We start from the raw sequence: 16,873 nt of genomic DNA, 5'->3' as shown, positions 1-16,873 counted from the left end.
GTGATTAGTTACTCTTTTTTTGCCCGTTTTTGTCTTGCAACTGCGACGGTACCAGAACCGTTGTCACGCGTTTGCCTTTATCGCTGAACGCCTGCATTTGCTGCTGTTGCACCAGATAGGTGATGCGATCGCCTTTCACGTTGCTGTCGAGCTGCTCCAGATAGGCGTTGCCCGTCAGGGTCACCAGCTGGGTCGCCACGTCGTAACGCACTTTCTGCGCGTGGCCTTTGACCGGCTTGCCGCTGTCCTGCATCTGGTAGAAGGTTACCGGGTTGCCGAACGCTTCAATATAGGTCTTATTCTGATCTCCGCCCGGACGGGTGACCACCACCTTATCGGCGCGAATATCGATGGTGCCTTGCTTGATCACCACGTTGTCGGTGAAGGTACTGACGTTGCTTTGCATGTCCAACGACTGCTTGAGCGAGTCGATGCTCACCGGCTGGCTGGAGTCGGATTTCAGCGCCAGTGCGGGGGCGCTGGCGGCCAAAACTAAGCTGCCGAGCAACAGGTTACGGAGTTGGTTTTTGGTTCTGAATTTCATAGTTGGTCTTAACCTTATCAATCAGCTCAGCGGTTTTGGTCCGCAGGTTCCCACGCATTTTCATGCCGTTAGAGGTAAAATTGGTCCCGTAAAGCGTGACTTCGTCATCGGAGGTGACGTCCTGGGTGACCAGGTTTACCTGAGCGTTGTCCGTCTTAATTTTTTCCAGCTGCGAGGTGGTGGTCAGGCTGTTTACCTCGACGTGACCATACAGATACAGCATCCGGTCTTTAGTCAGTTTGGCGCGATCGGCGCGAACTGACCAGGTGGCCACCGCATTCTCATCGAACAGCGTCATCACCGGCTGGGTGAACCAGCTCAGCTCGCCGGCGGTGTAATACTTCGCGTCTTCCGCCACCAGTTTGTAATTCAGCTTGCCGGCCGGGTTGTACACCACGGTGACCGTGTGCTGGCTCTGGTAAGTCGGATCCTGATCGTTGACCGGGCCAGGGGCCGTCTCGTCGCTGAAGTCCGTCATGTTCCAGCCGATCAGCGCCAGAACGATCACCGTCAACAGGATGGTGATCCACAGTTTGGTTTTACTCATATCGACAGCCCTTTGGCGTCCTCCAGCTTATTTTGAGCCAAAAGAATGATGTCGCACAGTTCGCGCACCGCACCGCGGCCGCCGGCAATGCGGGTGACGTAGTGGGCGCGCGGCGTCAACAGCGGGTGGGCGTCCGCCACCGCGACCGCCAGGCCGACCTGCGCCATCACCGGCCAGTCGATCAGGTCATCGCCGATATAGGCGACCTGATCCGCCGTTAACGACAGTTTATCCAACAGTTCGCGGAAGGCCAAAAGCTTATCGGATTGCCCCTGATACAGATGGGTGATACCGAGCGTCTGCGCGCGGTCTTCCAGCAGCTTGGCGGAGCGGCCGGTGATGATCGCCACCTCGATGTCCGAGGTTTTCAAGCAGCGGATGCCGTAACCGTCGCGCACGTTGAACGCCTTCAGTTCTTCACCGTTGTTGCCCATGAAGATCAGGCCGTCCGACAGCACGCCGTCAACGTCGCAAATCAACAGGCGGATGTTCCCGGCACGCGCCATAACCTCTTGTTCTACCGGCCCGTAGCAGGTTTCTACCATACCCATTCCGTTCTATTCCTTAATTAAACGACGCCGGCGCGCAGCATGTCATGCATATGTACCACACCCAGCAACTGGTCGCCATCGGCAACCAGCAGCGCGGTGATGTGGCGTTGTTGCATCAGGTTCAATGCATCGACCGCCAGAATATTGGGGCGCACCCGCACGCCGCCCGGCGTCATGACGTCGGCGATCTTCGCCTCGTGCAGGTTGATGCCCATGTCGAACACCCGGCGCAGGTCACCATCGGTGAAGATGCCGGCGATTTTCATCAGATCGTCGCAAATCACCGTCAGGCCCAGATTTTTTCGGGTAATTTCCAGCAGCGCGTCGCGCAACGAGGCGTCGGCGCTGACGTGGGGCATTTCGTCGCCGCTGTGCATGATATCGCTAACCCGCAGCAGCAGTTTGCGGCCGAGTGCGCCACCCGGATGCGACAGCGCGAAATCTTCCGGCGTGAAACCGCGCGCTTTCAGCAGCGCGACGGCCAGCGCATCGCCCATCACCAGCGTGGCGGTGGTGCTGGTGGTCGGCGCCAGCCCCAGCGGGCAGGCTTCCTGCGGCACCTTGATGCACAGGTGGATATCCGCCGCTTTGCCCATCGAGCTTTCCGGATTGTTAGTCATACAGATGAGGGTGATCTGCTGGCGTTTCAATACTGGGATCAGCGCCAGGATCTCGCTGGACTCGCCGGAGTTGGAGATGGCGAGCACTATGTCCTGCGGGGTGACCATGCCCAAATCGCCATGGCTGGCCTCCGCCGGGTGAACGAAGAATGAGGGGGTGCCGGTGCTGGCGAAGGTCGCGGCGATCTTGCAGCCGATATGGCCGGATTTGCCCATGCCCATCACCACCACTTTGCCGCCGCAGGCGGCGATCGTTTCGCAGGCGCGGGTGAAGTCTGCGTTGATGTAGCTGTCGAGCTGAGCCAGCCCTTCACGCTCTATCTGAAGCACTTCTTTGCCGGCCTGCTGAAAATCGAAGCCCGGTTGCAACTCAATGTTCGACATACTCATTCCCGTCGGTTTAGCCGAAAGTACTGAAAGGGTTAAAGAACAGCACCGCAAGATACGCAATAAAGCCGCATAATAACAGCGCGCCCGCCAGGTGGCCGATGCGGTGTTTGCGGCCGATGCACAGCACGCTCAGCAGCACGCTGGCCGCCAGCATCACCCAGTAATCGCGCTGGAAGGCGGCGGTGTCCACGCTACCCGGCGATAGCAGGGCGGGGACGCCCAGCACGATCACCGTGTTGAAAATATTGGAGCCGATGATATTACCAATCGCCATATCATCCTCGCCCTTCAGCGCCCCGGCGATGGAGGTGGCCAGTTCGGGCAGGCTGGTGCCGATGGCGATAATGGTCAACCCGACCACCAGTTCGCTCAGGCCGAAATAGTGCGCAATCACCGTCGCGTTATCGACCACCATCCTGGAAGAGAGCGGCAGAATGATAAACGCCAACACCAGCCACAGCACCGCCACGGTGTTGCTGCTGTCCTGCGGCAGCTCGGCGATCTGTTCCATGGTCAGGCTGTCGCTGCCCTCGCGCTGCGCCAGCCGGGCGATTTTCAGCATCAGCAGGATGAAGCCGGCGGCGGCGGCCAGCAGCAGCACGCCGTCCAGCCTGCTCAGGGTGCCGTCCATCAACACGAAACCGCACAATACTGTGACCGCTAACATCAGCGGCAGTTCGCGCCGCAGTATCTCGGAGCGCGCGGCCAGCGGGTGAATCAGCGCCGCCACGCCCAGGATCAATAAAATGTTGGTAATGTTGGAACCTAATACGTTGCCAACGGCCATATCTATCTGCCCGTTCAGCGCGGCGGTGGTGGACACGATCAGCTCCGGCAGCGAAGTGCCGATGCCGACGATGGTCATGCCGATGATCAACGGCGGGACGCCGAGCGAGCGGGAAATCACGGCAGCACCATAAACTAAGCGGTCTGCACCATACACCAGTAGAAATAAACCAACGATTAATAATGCTATCGCGAGAAACATGCAGGGTCCTTTGTCGGGTATTATCCCGGTTCGTTGGTTAAAGCCGTCAATGCGGCGGTATTGCTTGCCCTCCGTTGCGCGCGCTAGAGCTACAGCAACGGTTTTTCCCGGCTAATAGTTGAACAGTTTCGTTTTTTTTCGTTATGGCGCCAATTTTGACCGGGTGGCGCGGAAAAGTAAAACCAATGGCACCATTGGTCGCGAAATGGCAGTAAGTTTTTGTAAAGATGAGACGGATTGAGCCCATTGCTTTAACATCACGGGTAGATTCAGCAACAGATGAGTCGTAAAGGGTCCATTAACATGCTCCATAAGGCAGATAATTTGGTCGAAGTGCGCGACATGAGCTTCTCGCGCGGCGACCGGCGGATATTTGAAGACATCAACCTGACGGTGCCCCGAGGCAAGGTCACGGCAATCATGGGGCCATCGGGCATCGGCAAAACCACGCTGCTGCGCCTGATAGGCGGCCAGCTGACGCCGGACAGCGGGGAGATTTGGTTCGACGGCGACAACATTCCCGCGTTGTCCCGCCGTCAGTTATACGACGCGCGCAAAAAGATGAGCATGCTGTTCCAGTCGGGCGCGCTGTTCACCGATTTGACCGTATTCGAAAACGTGGCCTACCCGCTGCGCGAGCACAGCAACCTGCCTGAACCCCTGCTGCGCAGCACGGTGCTGATGAAGCTGGAGGCGGTAGGGCTGCGCGGCGCGGCCCAACTGATGCCCAATGAGCTTTCCGGCGGCATGGCGCGCCGGGCGGCGTTGGCGCGCGCGATCGCGCTGGACCCTGAGATGATCATGTTCGACGAACCCTTCGTCGGCCAGGATCCGATCACCATGGGGGTGCTGGTCAAGCTGATCGATGAGCTGAACCATGCGCTGGGCATTACCTGCATCGTGGTGTCGCACGACGTGCCGGAGGTGCTGAGCATCGCCGACTACGCCTACATCGTGGCCGATCACCGGGTGATCGCCGAAGGCACCACGCAGCAATTGCAGAACAATCCTGATGCGCGCGTGCGCCAGTTCCTGGATGGTATAGCGGATGGGCCGGTGCCGTTCCGCTACCCGGCCGGGGATTATCAGACCGAACTGCTAGGCTTAGGGAGTAAATAAGCTCATGTTATTAAGAGCGTTAGCGTCCTTGGGGCGCAGTGGCATCAACACCAGCGCCAGCTTCGGCCGCGCCGGGTTGATGCTGTTCAACGCGTTGATTGGCCGGCCGGAACCCGGCAAGCAGTGGCCGCTGTTGTTGAAACAGCTCTACAGCGTCGGCGTGCAGTCGCTGCTGATCATCATGGTCTCCGGGCTGTTCATCGGCATGGTGCTGGGCCTGCAGGGCTATATCGTGCTCACCACCTACAGCGCCGAGGCCAGCCTCGGCATGATGGTGGCGCTGTCGCTGCTGCGCGAACTGGGGCCGGTGGTGACGGCGCTGCTGTTCGCCGGCCGCGCCGGTTCCGCGCTCACGGCGGAAATCGGCCTGATGAAGGCGACGGAGCAGATCTCCAGCCTGGAAATGATGGCGGTCGATCCGCTGCGGCGCATCGTGGCGCCGCGCTTCTGGGCGGGGCTCATCAGCATGCCGCTGTTGACCATCATTTTCGTGGCGATCGGCATTTGGGGCGGCTCGGTGGTCGGCGTGGACTGGAAGGGCATCGACAGCGGCTTCTTCTGGTCGGCGATGCAGGGCGCCGTGGAGTGGAAAAAAGATCTGCTCAACTGCCTGATCAAAAGCGTGGTATTCGCCATTACCGTAACCTGGATTGCCATTTTCAACGGGTACGACGCCGTGCCTACCTCTGAAGGGATTAGCCGGGCGACGACGCGTACCGTGGTGCATTCGTCACTGGCGGTGTTGGGATTGGATTTCGTGCTGACAGCACTGATGTTTGGGAATTGATTCGATGCAAACGAAGAAGAGTGAAATCTGGGTTGGGGCATTTATGCTGATCGCGCTGTGCGCCATCGTGTTTATCTGCCTGCAGGTGGCGAACCTTAAATCGATCGGCAGCGAGCCGACCTACCGCATTTACGCGACGTTCGACAACATCGGCGGCCTGAAACCGCGTTCGCCGGTGAAGATCGGTGGCGTGGTGATCGGCCGCGTGGCGGACATCGAGCTCGATCCGAAAACCTACACGCCGCGCGTGGCGCTGGATATCCAGAAAAAGTACGACCAAATCCCGGATACCAGCTCGCTGGCGATCCGCACCTCCGGCCTGCTGGGCGAGCAATATCTGGCGCTTAACGTGGGCTTCGAAGATCCTGACATGGGCACCACCATTCTGAAAGACGGCGGCACCATCCAGGACACCAAGTCAGCCATGGTTCTGGAAGATTTGATCGGCCAGTTCCTGTATAAAAGCGGCGGTCAGGACAGCGCCAAATCGGGAGACGCGGCCGCTGAGCCGGCTGCCGGCGCCGCACCGCAACCCGCTGTTCCAAATCATTAAGAGAGGATACCTGCATGTTTAAACGTTTACTGATGGTGGCTCTGCTGGTGGTTGCACCGCTGGCGAGCGCAGCCGACCAAACCAATCCTTACAGCTTGATGCAAGACGCGGCGCAGAAGACCTTCAGCCGTTTGAAGAACGAACAGCCGAAGATCAAGCAGGACCCGAACTACCTGCGCTCCATCGTGCATCAGGAACTGATGCCGTTCGTGCAGGTGAAATACGCCGGCGCGCTGGTGCTGGGCCGTTACTACAAAGACGCGACGCCTGCGCAGCGCGAAGCCTACTTTACCGCCTTCCAGTCTTACCTGGAGCAGGCTTACGGCCAGGCGCTGGCGATGTACCACGGCCAGACTTACCAGATCGCGCCTGAACAGCCGCTGGGCAATGCCGACATCGTGGCCATTCGCGTCACCATCATCGACAACGGCGGCCGCCCGCCGGTACGTCTGGATTTCCAATGGCGCAAGAACAGCAAAACCGGCTATTGGCAGGCGTATGACATGATCGCCGAAGGCGTCAGCATGATCACCACCAAGCAGAACGAGTGGGCGTCCACGCTGCGTACTCAGGGCATCGATGGCCTGACCAAACAGCTGCAGGCCGCCGCCGCGCAGCCTATTACGCTGGACAAGAAAAACTGATGTCGGCAGCGCTCAGCTTCGAATCACAGCAGCAGACGCTGATCCTGCGCGGTGAACTGGACCGGGAAACGCTGCAGCCGCTGTGGCGGCAGCGCGATGCGCTGATGGCGGATAAAACCGCGATCGACGTGGCGCAACTGGAGCGGGTGGACTCCGCCGGGCTGGCGCTGTTGCTGCATCTGCAGGAAGAGCAGCGCGAGCGCGGCGTAGCGCTAAAAATTTTCGGCGCCACCGAGCGCCTGAAAACGCTGATCGCGCTCTACAACCTGCAGGCGATAATGCCTGTCGATACCGCCGGTTAGCGGCGTTTTACGCCGCCCTTGCGTGGTAAAACGATACAAAGCCCCTGTTACGCAGGGGCTTTTTCTTTAGTTTAAGAAAACATCGTATTCCACTAAGATACTAGGCTGTTTATGATCCTTTAGCGGCAGAACTGGATACTATGGAAACCAACGAGATTAAAGACGTGCTGATGCAGGCATTGGCACTGGATGAAGTACATGTGACGGGCGACGGCAGCCATTTTCAGGCGATCGTGGTCGGTGAACTGTTCGCCGGTATGAGCCGCGTCAAAAAACAGCAGACGGTTTACGCACCGCTGATGGAATACATTGCGGACAACCGCATTCATGCCTTGTCTATCAAGGCGTACACCCCTGAAGAGTGGCAGCGAGACCGCAAACTCAACGGATTTTAAGGCTGTTTGCCCTGCCGGGCGGGCAGCTTCAGATTAGATAACAGAGAGTAGTCAGATGGATAAATTTCGTGTGCAGGGTCGGACTCGCCTGAGCGGTGAAGTGTCTATTTCCGGGGCCAAAAACGCCGCCCTGCCGATCCTGTTCGCCGCCCTGTTGGCGGAAGAGCCGGTCGAACTGCAGAATGTCCCTAAGCTGAAGGACATCGACACCACCATTAAACTACTCAACCAGCTGGGTACCAAGATTGAGCGCAACGGTTCGGTCTTCGTGGACGCCAGCGGGGTGAACGAGTTCTGTGCCCCTTACGATCTGGTGAAAACCATGCGCGCATCCATCTGGGCGCTGGGGCCACTGGTGGCGCGCTTCGGCCGCGGCCAGGTTTCCCTGCCGGGCGGCTGCGCGATCGGCGCGCGTCCGGTCGATCTGCACATCACCGGCCTGGAGCAGTTGGGTGCCGAGATCAAGCTGGAAGAAGGTTACGTCAAGGCGTCCGTCGAGGGCCGCCTGAAGGGCGCGCACATCGTCATGGACAAGGTGAGCGTGGGCGCGACCGTGACCATCATGAGCGCCGCGACCCTGGCGACCGGCACCACCGTTATCGAGAACGCCGCGCGTGAGCCGGAAATTGTCGATACCGCCAACTTCCTCAACACGCTGGGCGCGAAGATCAGCGGCGCCGGCAGTGACAAAATCACCATCGAGGGCGTCGAGCGTCTGGGCGGCGGCGTGTACCGCGTGCTGCCTGACCGCATCGAGACCGGTACCTTCCTGATCGCCGCCGCGGTTTCCGGCGGCAAAGTGATGTGCCGCAACACCCGTCCGGACACGCTGGATGCGGTGCTGGCCAAGCTGCGCGAAGCCGGTGCCGATATCGAAGTGGGCGAAGACTGGATCAGCCTGGACATGCACGGCAAACGCCCGAAAGCGGTCACCGTGCGCACCGCGCCGCACCCGGGCTTCCCGACCGACATGCAGGCCCAGTTCAGCCTGCTGAACCTGGTGGCGGAAGGTACCGGCGTCATCACCGAGACCATCTTCGAAAACCGCTTCATGCACGTGCCGGAACTGATCCGCATGGGCGCGCACGCGGAAATCGAGAGCAACACCGTGATCTGCCACGGCGTTGAGCAGCTGTCCGGCGCTCAGGTAATGGCGACCGATCTGCGCGCTTCCGCCAGCCTGGTGATCGCCGGCTGCATCGCCGACGGCGTGACCGTCGTCGATCGCATCTACCACATCGATCGCGGCTATGAGCGTATTGAAGACAAGCTGCGCGCGCTGGGTGCGAACATCGAGCGCGTGAAAGGCGAGTAAGTTGCCCTGCTGTTAACGGTGTAAAAACGGCTTCCTGAAGGAAGCCGTTTTTGTTAGGACAATTACTGGGTGAGTTTGCTCAAGGCGCGGCCGAAGAGAGGTTGATCTTCAGACGATCCTGATGCGTTGTTATTACGCACGTCTCCCCCGAATTGCGAACCAATCAGACTGCCGACCCATTGTCCGTCCATTGATGACGGCGCTATTGAGCCCGTGAAGGTGGAATCGTACAGGTGGCCGACGTTAATGCCGATTAATCCCCCTCGCTGGGAGACGCCAACGCTGTTCACTTTTCCTGCTGCAACCACGTTCTTGACGGTGCCGCCATTTCTGCCGACCACACCGCCAACTGCACTGCGAACCTCTCCGCTTACGTCACCAGACGCGCTGGCATGCTCAATGAGGCTGGCCACATCGTTGAGGCCAACAATGCCGCCAACGTCGCTGCCGGCAGCGCCATGAACATTACCCTGTGCATTGACCTGGGTCAGCGTTCCTTTGTTGTAGCCGGCTACACCGCCAACATAGCTGGCATTGCCGCCGGAGACCGTGACGTTTGCCGTTGAATCGCTCACGCTGCCTTGCTCGTTACTGCCAACCAGGCCACCGACCCGGCTGTTGGCCGCCGCGCTTACCGAGCCGAAGGCTTCCGCTTGCGCGATGGAACCGCTGCGGTTCAGGCCGACCAGCCCACCGGCGTAAGAGCCGTTGCCTCCACGCACTTGGGTATTGGCGGTGACGGCTTTAAGCGTTCCGCCGTTGTTCAGGCCGATTAAGCCGCCAAGGAAGCTGCCGTCCAGGCCGTTAACGGATCCCTGCGCTTTGGCGTTGGTAACGGAGGCTTTATTGTTGTTACCGATCAGCCCGCCCGCCAGGCTATTTTTACCGGCATAGACTTCAGTTTCCGCACTGACGTCCGTCAGATTACCGTAGTTATCACCAATCAATCCGCCGATGTTGGCATTATCGCCACCAATGACTGTGTTTTTGGCATGTGCATTTTGTACACGCGCATTTTTATTGTTAATGCCGATCAAACCGCCGATGTGCCGCCCTTTATTGTCAACGACTTTGCCAGTCGCCCAGACAGCATTCAGAACGCCGTTATTTTGGCCGACCAGGCCACCTATGGCGTATGTTTCCTCGCCGGTGACAGAACCATTGGCTGTTGCATTGTCGATTTTGCCGTTGTTTGTGCCGACCAGGCCGCCTATATAGCTGTTGTGTTTGCCTGAGACCGTTGCGTTGGCAACCGAATGGGCGATGGTGCCGTTGTTGGTACCAGCCAGCCCGCCGATTTCCATTTGCTCGCCTAAGGCACTCACGGTCCCTTCGCTTGACGAGCCAACGATGTGGCCGCTATTGTCGCCCACCAAGCCACCGATTTTGCTATGGGAAGCGCCGGCGACACTCAATACATCGACCTTTGCCCGACTATCCTGAACTGTACCCAGGTTAAAACCAACCAAGCCACCGAGATTGCTGTAGCTGGCGGTACCGGTTACCTTGCCGGAGGCTGAGGAACCAAGCACTTTGCCTAAGTTGATGCCGACCAAACCGCCGATGTCGCCACCGCCACGAATGTTGATGCGTGTCGCATGAACGTTGGAAACGGCCCCGAAATTGAGCCCGGTCAGTGCCCCGGTGTATTGCGTGAATTGTGTTGGTGTGAATGACAGCGAATCCAGTTTCAGGTTGTTGATAGAGCCGGTGGACGAGTTGAACAAACCGAGATAAGGGCCATTGTTGCTGATCTCCAGCCCCTGAATCATGTTGCCCAATCCTTCAAAGATACCGTTAAACGCGTAATCGCCGCCGATGGCATTGATACGGCTGTTACCGGTAATGGCATTCCCCAGCACATAACGGGCGTTCAGGTCTTTGTTGACATCCAGCAACTGTGACAGCGTCTGTATTACCCGATAATTTTCACCGTTGACGCTGAACGAAGCGTTGGCGCCGGACAGGGTGACCGCCGCATCATTGTTCAGGGTGTAGCCTGTTTTATGATTCAACGCCAAACTCCCGCCTGCGCCGGTCGCTTTGAGCGGAGCGTTGATCTTGATGCCAGCCTGCTCGGCCGTCAGCGACAGTTTGTTGGCATTCTGCCAGCGGACTTGTTGAGAAACGCTGACATCGCCTTTGGTGCTGACCAGTTCTACGTTGCTGTTTTCTAAAGTTTGTTCCAGAGTTTGGGCATTGAGCGTGCCGCCGTCCTTCACATTAACGTCGGCGGATGCCAGCTTCCAACTACCAGTTTTACCGTTGAGTGAACGAGTACTAATTTTGGCCGTTGGCTGTACGACCACTTGCGCGCCTTTGGTTTCAATAAAGCCGCCGTTGCCGACGTTGGCCGTCGCGCTCAGAGTGCCTCCAACGTTAACGAGGCCATTGTCGCCGCCATCCAGCACGATACGGCCGGCTTGCTCGCGCACGGTATCTGCCAGGATGACACCGTGATTGTTTACGACGGTTCTCAGCACATCGCCCGCAGCCTTGGCGCTCATCAACACCTGGCCGCCATCGGCACGCAGGACGCCACCGTTTTGCGCTAACGCATTGAGCGCTGCTGCATCGATCTGCAGATTAAGCAGTTTGTTGCCATCGAAGTTCAACGTAATATCGTCACCCGCACCCAGTGCGACGGTGCCCAGGTTTGCTTGAATGACACCCTGGTTATTCACCCGTGCGCCCAGTAGCGCAATGCTGCCTGCGTCAGCCGCTTGTAGCCGGCCTTCGTTAATAACTTCCGCTTGAGAACTGCCGACGAAACGGTTTTTTCCCGCCAGGAAGTCGGCATTACTGATATCGCGAGTCGAAGCCACCAGCCCCCCGACGTTGACCTGCGCATTTTTGCCAAATATCACCCCATTCGGGTTGACGATAAACACTTTGCCGTTGGCGTTGATTTTGCCCTGAATGTCACTGCCGTTCACGCCGATGACACGGTTGAGCGCCACGGATGTATCGCCTGGCTGGCGGAACGTCACGCTCTCGTTGCCACCCACGTTGAAACTATCCCATTGGGTGATTAATTTGTCGCTGTGCTGATTGATGGTCATATCAGGACCGTTGGTGGTGATGTCGCCCTTGCCGGAGACGATATTTTGCCCGCTGGGCAGGGCGAGCGCCTGTTCCAACGGCAGCAAGCTCAGCAGAGAAAGTGCTGCCGCCAGGCGGCGCTTGCTGTTGCCTTTGCCGCGGCGGCTGCAGTGTTCGTTGACTACGTTCCAGCACTCCCGAACCGGGTTCCAGACCAATGCATAGATCTTGTTCATCGCTTATTTCCTTTTTGTTGTGTCTGCCGCTTTCCAGCGGCGGGTTCTCAGCATCAGGCGGCTAGAAATAGCGGGCCGCCTGTAGCCAAACTCTTGGTGATTTATCCTGAGCGCTGCCAGGGCCGGAAGCAGCCAGCGGCCAGGCTGCCGTCAAGGCGACCTGATGATTTTCACCTCCCCAGACGAGCGTTGAACCGGCGGCGGACAGGTGCACGTTATTCTTTTCCGGCGTCCAGGGGTGTTTGTTGAGGCGCGCTTGCCCCTGGTCGATAAAGGTGCTCAGTTGCCAGCCGGGTCTTAGGGCGTAGCGCAGCTCCATGCTGGCTTGCCAACCCAGATCGCCGTTGCCGCTGCCCGGCGCGTAAGCCCGTACAGCATAGGGGCCGCCCGTGCTGAATTTCTCAGAGGAGTCCAGATTGTCAGGGGCCCATTGCGCGTTGAGCTGGGTATACAGCTGGAAGTCACCGCTCAGGTTTTGCAACCTGACCGCGCTCAGTGCCAGTTTGCTGAACTGCCCTTCGGTTTTTGCGGTTCGTCCGTCCCAGCGGCGAGCTGAGGGATCTTCAATGTGCAGATTGCCGAGGCTATAAGACAGCGATGCCACGCTTTGCCCCCCGCCAAACAGGCGATCCTGGGCATTGACGTCGACGCCCATCGTCCACAAACCGATACGCTTGCGGCTACGGTTTTCGAAGAGATCGATATCGTCGCGAAGCGTCTTGTGATCGAATTGCAGCTGTGCGTTGACGTTCAGGAGGCGGCTGCGCAGCAGGGGCTGGGTAACGAAGGCGCTGCTGATGGCGGCGTTGCCGTGGGCTTGCAGCTCGCTGAAATCTTTGCCTAAGCGATAATTCATGTAAGAGTGCGCAATGCCAACGCGTGTCGACCAAGGACTGACGGGAAGTTGGTATGCCATGCGGTAATAGCGTTGGTGTTTATCGCTGCTCAGTAGCCGCAGCTCAAGGCGATCGCCCAAGCGCAACGGGCTGTTAAGGCCGAGTGTCGCCATGCCGCGATATTCTCCGGTGTAGGCATCGCCAAAGTTATCCGCTTGCAAGATGCCATCCACTCGTTTTCCTGGCGTAGCTTTGATCTGCCAATCCGTGGTGCCGGGCTGAGAACCCGGTAGCAAAGTGCTGTTGATCAATATCCCGGGAATATCGTTTAGCAATAAAAGATTTCGCTCTAGCTGAGAATCTGTGATGGCCATGCCACTGCGGACATGGGATAGCTGCCAGCGCAATATCTCGTCTCTGACTGGAGCTTTATTATTTAGAGTAATGTTTCCGTAGCGACCTTCAACAATATCAATACGAATTTTGCCATCGACAATCTCTTGCCGGGGCAGGTAAGCGCTGGCCAGGAAATAACCTTTGTTTCGATAGTAAATGGTTATTCTCTGAACGGCCGTTTTTAATTGCGCTACCGTTAATTTACGCCCTTGAAACTCTGCAATCAAAGGCAAGAGTTTGGCTGAGGAAATACTCTTGTTCCCGTTAAGAAAGAAACTGCTTACCAACAAAGTTGGTGAATTCTCCGCTGCGGGCGTAATGGGGGCGTCTTCGGGTGGAGAGGGCTTTACCTCTACCGGGGCAGGAATATTCAGGCGAGTCTCTTCGAGATCTCTCATGACTTGCCCTGCATTTGGTAATGCGGCTGACGTGGCTAAGGGCGTGAACAGCACGAACAGGAGGTTTGCTGGCGTTTGAAAATAAAAAAAAGTTTGCTGTGCTACGTGAATAAACTTCACTAATACGCAATGAAAACGGGAGGTAATGATATTAATTATGTTATTCACGAAAGGAATTCCATATAAAAAATGAATGGATGCTTAATCTATTTCATGTGTATTGCTAGAATTTACCCTTGATATTATTGGTTTTCGATTTTTTAATCGCAATGCTTTTTGATTATTTTTCTTTTAATTTGGAATTTTCTGGTTTTTTAAGATTTTATTATTGTTAATTATTTATTTAATGAGATGAATGTAATATGTTTTTGCTTTGAATTATAATTGCGGGCTATAAATTAGGGCGCCAACAAGGAAATGAAGCCTATTAGATTCGTAAAGTAATAAGAATTGGCGGGGTAAATCAGGAACGTGGTGAGGGGCGCCGCTCTTTGAGTGGGGCTAAAGCGGCGCGTGTGCGATAAGAGGGCTAATTGCTGTCTTCCGGGAATTCACCCACCGTCATTTTCAACGTAATGCGTTTACCGTCGCGCAGCACGATAACCGGTATCTCGGTGCCCGGCCTGATCTCCGCCACCTGGTCCATAGTCTCCAGCACGGATACCGCCGGTTTGTTATCCACGTTGATGATGATGTCGTTGATCTGGAAACCGGCGCTGCTCGCCGGGCCGTTCGGCGTAATTTCGGTCACGATGATGCCCTGCAGGCGATCGATGCCGGAATTGGAGGAGCGCAGCGGAATGATCTCCTTACCCTGAATGCCGAAATAGCCACGGATCACGCGGCCGTCGCGGATCAGCTTGTCCATGATTTTGGTGGCCAGTTCGATCGGAATGGCGAAGCCGAGGCCCTCCGGCGTTTCGCCGTCGGTGATTTTGTCATAGGTCAGGGTGTTGATGCCGATCAGCTCGCCCAGCGAGTTGACCAGCGCGCCGCCGGAGTTGCCGCGGTTGATTGAAGCGTCGGTCTGTAGGAAAGTCTGTCGGCCGGTGGTGCTCATACTGATGCGCCCGGTGGCGCTGAGGATGCCCTGAGTGACGGTCTGCCCCAGGTTATACGGGTTGCCGATAGCCAGCACCACGTCGCCGACGTGGGCAACGCGGTTTTTGTTGGTCGGGATCACCGGCAGGTTGCCGGGATCGATCTTCAGCACCGCCAAATCGGTCAGGCCGTCGGAGCCGACCAGCAGCGCTTCGTAGCGGCGGCCGTCCTGCAACACCACGGTGATCTGCTGGGCGTCTTTGATCACGTGGCGGTTGGTGATGATATAGCCGCGTTCGTTCATGATCACGCCGGAACCGAGCGACAGCACGTTGGCGGCGCCGTTCAGGTTGCGGTTGTAGATGTTCACCACGGCGGGTGCGGCGCGGCGCACTGCCTTGTTGTAGCTCACCGGCGTTTCGTCGCTGGTATTCTCGGTTTTCTCTGCAAACAGGCCGTTGGAAGAGCGCAGCATGGGCAGGGCAGCCAACAGCAGGCCGGCAACGATGAGACCGATAACGACAGAACGCAAGAGCTTAGCAAACATGGAGTTTTCGTGGTGTGGTGAACGATGTTCGGAGGATAGCATGAGTTAACCGGGCGCAGTATGTCACCGAGCCCGGTTTTTGCACAAATTAACGCAGCAGCAGATAAATGGTTTCGGTACCGCGCACGATATTGAGCGCCATCACCGGTGGTTTGGCTTCCAGCACCTTGCGCAGCGCGGTAATGCTGTCCACGCGCTGGCGGTTGACGCCGATGATCACGTCGCCTTTTTGCAGGCCGATTTGCGCCGCCGTCGAGCCTTTATCCACGTTCTCTACCTTCACGCCCTTGTCGCCGCTCGGCAGCGCACCGTTGCTGAGGGAAACGCCCTGCAGCGCCGGCGACAGCGTTTCGGCATTGGTCGAAGCGCTCTCGCTGTTGTCCAGCGTGACCGAGACTTCCTGCGGTTTGCCGTCGCGCAGTAGGCCCACTTTGAGGGTTTTGCCCGGCGCAGTGGTGCCGACCTTGGCGCGCAGCTCGGCGAAGCTGTTCACCGGCTTGCCGTCGACGGAAACCAGAATATCCCCGGCTTTGATGCCGGCCTTGGCGGCGGCGGATTTCGGCAGCACTTCGCTGACGAAGGCGCCGCGCTGCGCGTCGGTGTTGAAGGCTTTGGCCATGTCAGGGGTCATTTCGCTGCCCTTGATGCCGAGCAGGCCGCGTTTCACTTCGCCGAATTCGATCAGCTGCTGGCTCAGGTTCTGCGCCATATTGCTCGGAATGGCGAAACCGATGCCGACGTTGCCGCCGCTCGGCGCGAGAATGGCGGTATTGATGCCGATCAGCTCGCCGTTCAGGTTAACCAACGCGCCGCCGGAATTGCCGCGGTTGATCGAGGCGTCGGTCTGAATGAAATTTTCCAGCCCTTCCAGATTCAGGCCGGTGCGGCCCAGCGCCGAGATGATGCCTGAAGTGGCGGTTTGGCCCAGGCCAAACGGGTTGCCGACCGCCACGGCGAAGTCGCCGACGCGCAGCTGGTCGGAATCGGCCATCTTGATGGCGGTCAGGTTTTTGGTGTCGCTGAGCTGCAGCAGGGCGATGTCGGATTGCTCATCGCGGCCGACCAGCTTGGCGTCCAGTTCGCGGCCGTCGTTCAACTGCACGCGGATTTTATCGGCGTTGTTGATGACGTGATTGTTGGTCAGCACGTAGCCTTTGGCGGCGTCGATGATGACGCCGGAACCCAGCCCTTCAAACGGGCGGGAGCTCTGCTGTTGGCCGGGGAAATTGGGGCCGAAGAAGCGTCTGAACTCTTCCGGCAGCTGTTGACGCTGCACCTGGGTGCCTGCGACATGCACGCTCACTACGGCGGGCAAGACTTTTTCCAGCATCGGCGCCAGGCTCGGCAGCGGCTGCCCCTGAACGGCAACGGGCAGCGCCGCGTTGGCCACCGGTACGGCGCTGAACGCCAGGCCGAGGCTCATTGCCAATGCACTAAGAATTAAAGACTTTTTCTTCATTGATGATAACTCTCTCAATACCTGCCGATGAAAATTTGATGATAAGGCAATCACCTTGTCATAGTGAAGGGTAAGACCGTGAATTTGCGTGCAAAGTTCAGTAAAGGTAATGCGAAGGAAGGTCAATAAGGCACAAAGGGGGAATAAACCCGCGGGTGGCCCC

General features: G+C 57.7%; 16 protein-coding genes. 7 read left to right on the top strand and 9 right to left on the bottom strand.

The window, feature by feature from the left end; all coding sequences use genetic code 11:
• Positions 1 to 4: 4 nt before the first annotated feature.
• The 5 genes from lptA to EKL15_RS11895 are packed head-to-tail and all read right to left on the bottom strand — an operon-like array spanning position 5 to position 3,640.
• A complete protein-coding gene (gene lptA / locus EKL15_RS11915) occupies positions 5 to 544 on the bottom strand; it encodes a lipopolysaccharide ABC transporter substrate-binding protein LptA (RefSeq protein ID WP_025304377.1) in 540 nt (179 codons plus the stop codon).
• Positions 513 to 1,091 (bottom strand): LPS export ABC transporter periplasmic protein LptC, encoded by a 579-nt coding sequence (lptC, locus tag EKL15_RS11910; protein WP_038879652.1) that lies wholly within the window; start codon positions 1,089 to 1,091, stop codon positions 513 to 515. The genes lptA and lptC overlap by 32 nt, the downstream gene beginning before the upstream one ends.
• Entirely contained in the window at positions 1,088 to 1,642 is a 555-nt protein-coding gene (kdsC, locus tag EKL15_RS11905) for a 3-deoxy-manno-octulosonate-8-phosphatase KdsC (protein WP_021505108.1), read from the bottom strand. The genes lptC and kdsC overlap by 4 nt, the downstream gene beginning before the upstream one ends.
• A 17-nt stretch (positions 1,643 to 1,659) precedes the next feature.
• Positions 1,660 to 2,646, bottom strand: coding sequence for an arabinose-5-phosphate isomerase KdsD (gene kdsD / locus EKL15_RS11900; protein WP_038879650.1), 987 nt, complete (start codon positions 2,644 to 2,646; stop codon positions 1,660 to 1,662).
• A 16-nt stretch (positions 2,647 to 2,662) separates the two neighbouring features.
• Positions 2,663 to 3,640, bottom strand: a complete 978-nt coding sequence (locus EKL15_RS11895; RefSeq protein ID WP_004937053.1) for a calcium/sodium antiporter — start codon at positions 3,638 to 3,640, stop codon at positions 2,663 to 2,665.
• A gap of 303 nt (positions 3,641 to 3,943) precedes the next feature.
• On the opposite strand from EKL15_RS11895, the gene mlaF reads away from it, so the two are divergent.
• From mlaF to murA, 7 genes are all read left to right on the top strand, one after another.
• The gene (gene mlaF, locus EKL15_RS11890) at positions 3,944 to 4,759 is read left to right on the top strand and encodes a phospholipid ABC transporter ATP-binding protein MlaF (protein ID WP_038879647.1); all 816 of its coding nucleotides are present in this window, start codon (positions 3,944 to 3,946) and stop codon (positions 4,757 to 4,759) included.
• 4 nt (positions 4,760 to 4,763) lie between these two features.
• Complete coding sequence (gene mlaE, locus EKL15_RS11885) at positions 4,764 to 5,546, top strand: lipid asymmetry maintenance ABC transporter permease subunit MlaE (protein WP_004937059.1); 783 nt, start codon at positions 4,764 to 4,766, stop codon at positions 5,544 to 5,546.
• 4 nt (positions 5,547 to 5,550) lie between these two features.
• Positions 5,551 to 6,099, top strand: coding sequence for an outer membrane lipid asymmetry maintenance protein MlaD (gene mlaD / locus EKL15_RS11880; protein ID WP_060424667.1), 549 nt, complete (start codon positions 5,551 to 5,553; stop codon positions 6,097 to 6,099).
• Positions 6,100 to 6,113: 14 nt separating this feature from the next.
• Complete coding sequence (gene mlaC / locus EKL15_RS11875; RefSeq protein ID WP_084827500.1) at positions 6,114 to 6,743, top strand: phospholipid-binding protein MlaC; 630 nt, start codon at positions 6,114 to 6,116, stop codon at positions 6,741 to 6,743.
• Entirely contained in the window at positions 6,743 to 7,045 is a 303-nt protein-coding gene (gene mlaB, locus EKL15_RS11870) for a lipid asymmetry maintenance protein MlaB (protein WP_060424671.1), read from the top strand. The genes mlaC and mlaB overlap by 1 nt, the downstream gene beginning before the upstream one ends.
• A gap of 140 nt (positions 7,046 to 7,185) precedes the next feature.
• A complete protein-coding gene (gene ibaG / locus EKL15_RS11865; RefSeq protein ID WP_004937066.1) occupies positions 7,186 to 7,440 on the top strand; it encodes a BolA family iron metabolism protein IbaG in 255 nt (84 codons plus the stop codon).
• A gap of 55 nt (positions 7,441 to 7,495) precedes the next feature.
• Complete coding sequence (murA, locus tag EKL15_RS11860) at positions 7,496 to 8,755, top strand: UDP-N-acetylglucosamine 1-carboxyvinyltransferase (RefSeq protein WP_004937068.1); 1,260 nt, start codon at positions 7,496 to 7,498, stop codon at positions 8,753 to 8,755.
• A gap of 62 nt (positions 8,756 to 8,817) precedes the next feature.
• Here murA and EKL15_RS11855 read toward each other — a convergent pair whose 3' ends face one another.
• From EKL15_RS11855 to degQ, 4 genes are all read right to left on the bottom strand, one after another.
• The gene (locus tag EKL15_RS11855) at positions 8,818 to 12,033 is read right to left on the bottom strand and encodes a GLUG motif-containing protein (RefSeq protein WP_203089498.1); all 3,216 of its coding nucleotides are present in this window, start codon (positions 12,031 to 12,033) and stop codon (positions 8,818 to 8,820) included.
• A gap of 61 nt (positions 12,034 to 12,094) precedes the next feature.
• Positions 12,095 to 13,831, bottom strand: a complete 1,737-nt coding sequence (locus EKL15_RS11850; protein ID WP_370592981.1) for a ShlB/FhaC/HecB family hemolysin secretion/activation protein — start codon at positions 13,829 to 13,831, stop codon at positions 12,095 to 12,097.
• Between the two features lie 361 nt (positions 13,832 to 14,192).
• Positions 14,193 to 15,251 (bottom strand): outer membrane-stress sensor serine endopeptidase DegS, encoded by a 1,059-nt coding sequence (degS, locus tag EKL15_RS11845; RefSeq protein ID WP_019453130.1) that lies wholly within the window; start codon positions 15,249 to 15,251, stop codon positions 14,193 to 14,195.
• Between the two features lie 88 nt (positions 15,252 to 15,339).
• Positions 15,340 to 16,710, bottom strand: a complete 1,371-nt coding sequence (gene degQ, locus EKL15_RS11840; RefSeq protein WP_060424673.1) for a serine endoprotease DegQ — start codon at positions 16,708 to 16,710, stop codon at positions 15,340 to 15,342.
• Positions 16,711 to 16,873: the final 163 nt, after the last annotated feature.

This window comes from Serratia sp. 4542 (assembly GCF_016805595.1).
GTDB lineage: Bacteria > Pseudomonadota > Gammaproteobacteria > Enterobacterales > Enterobacteriaceae > Serratia > Serratia nevei.
This window is presented reverse-complemented; position numbering and strand designations above follow the sequence as displayed.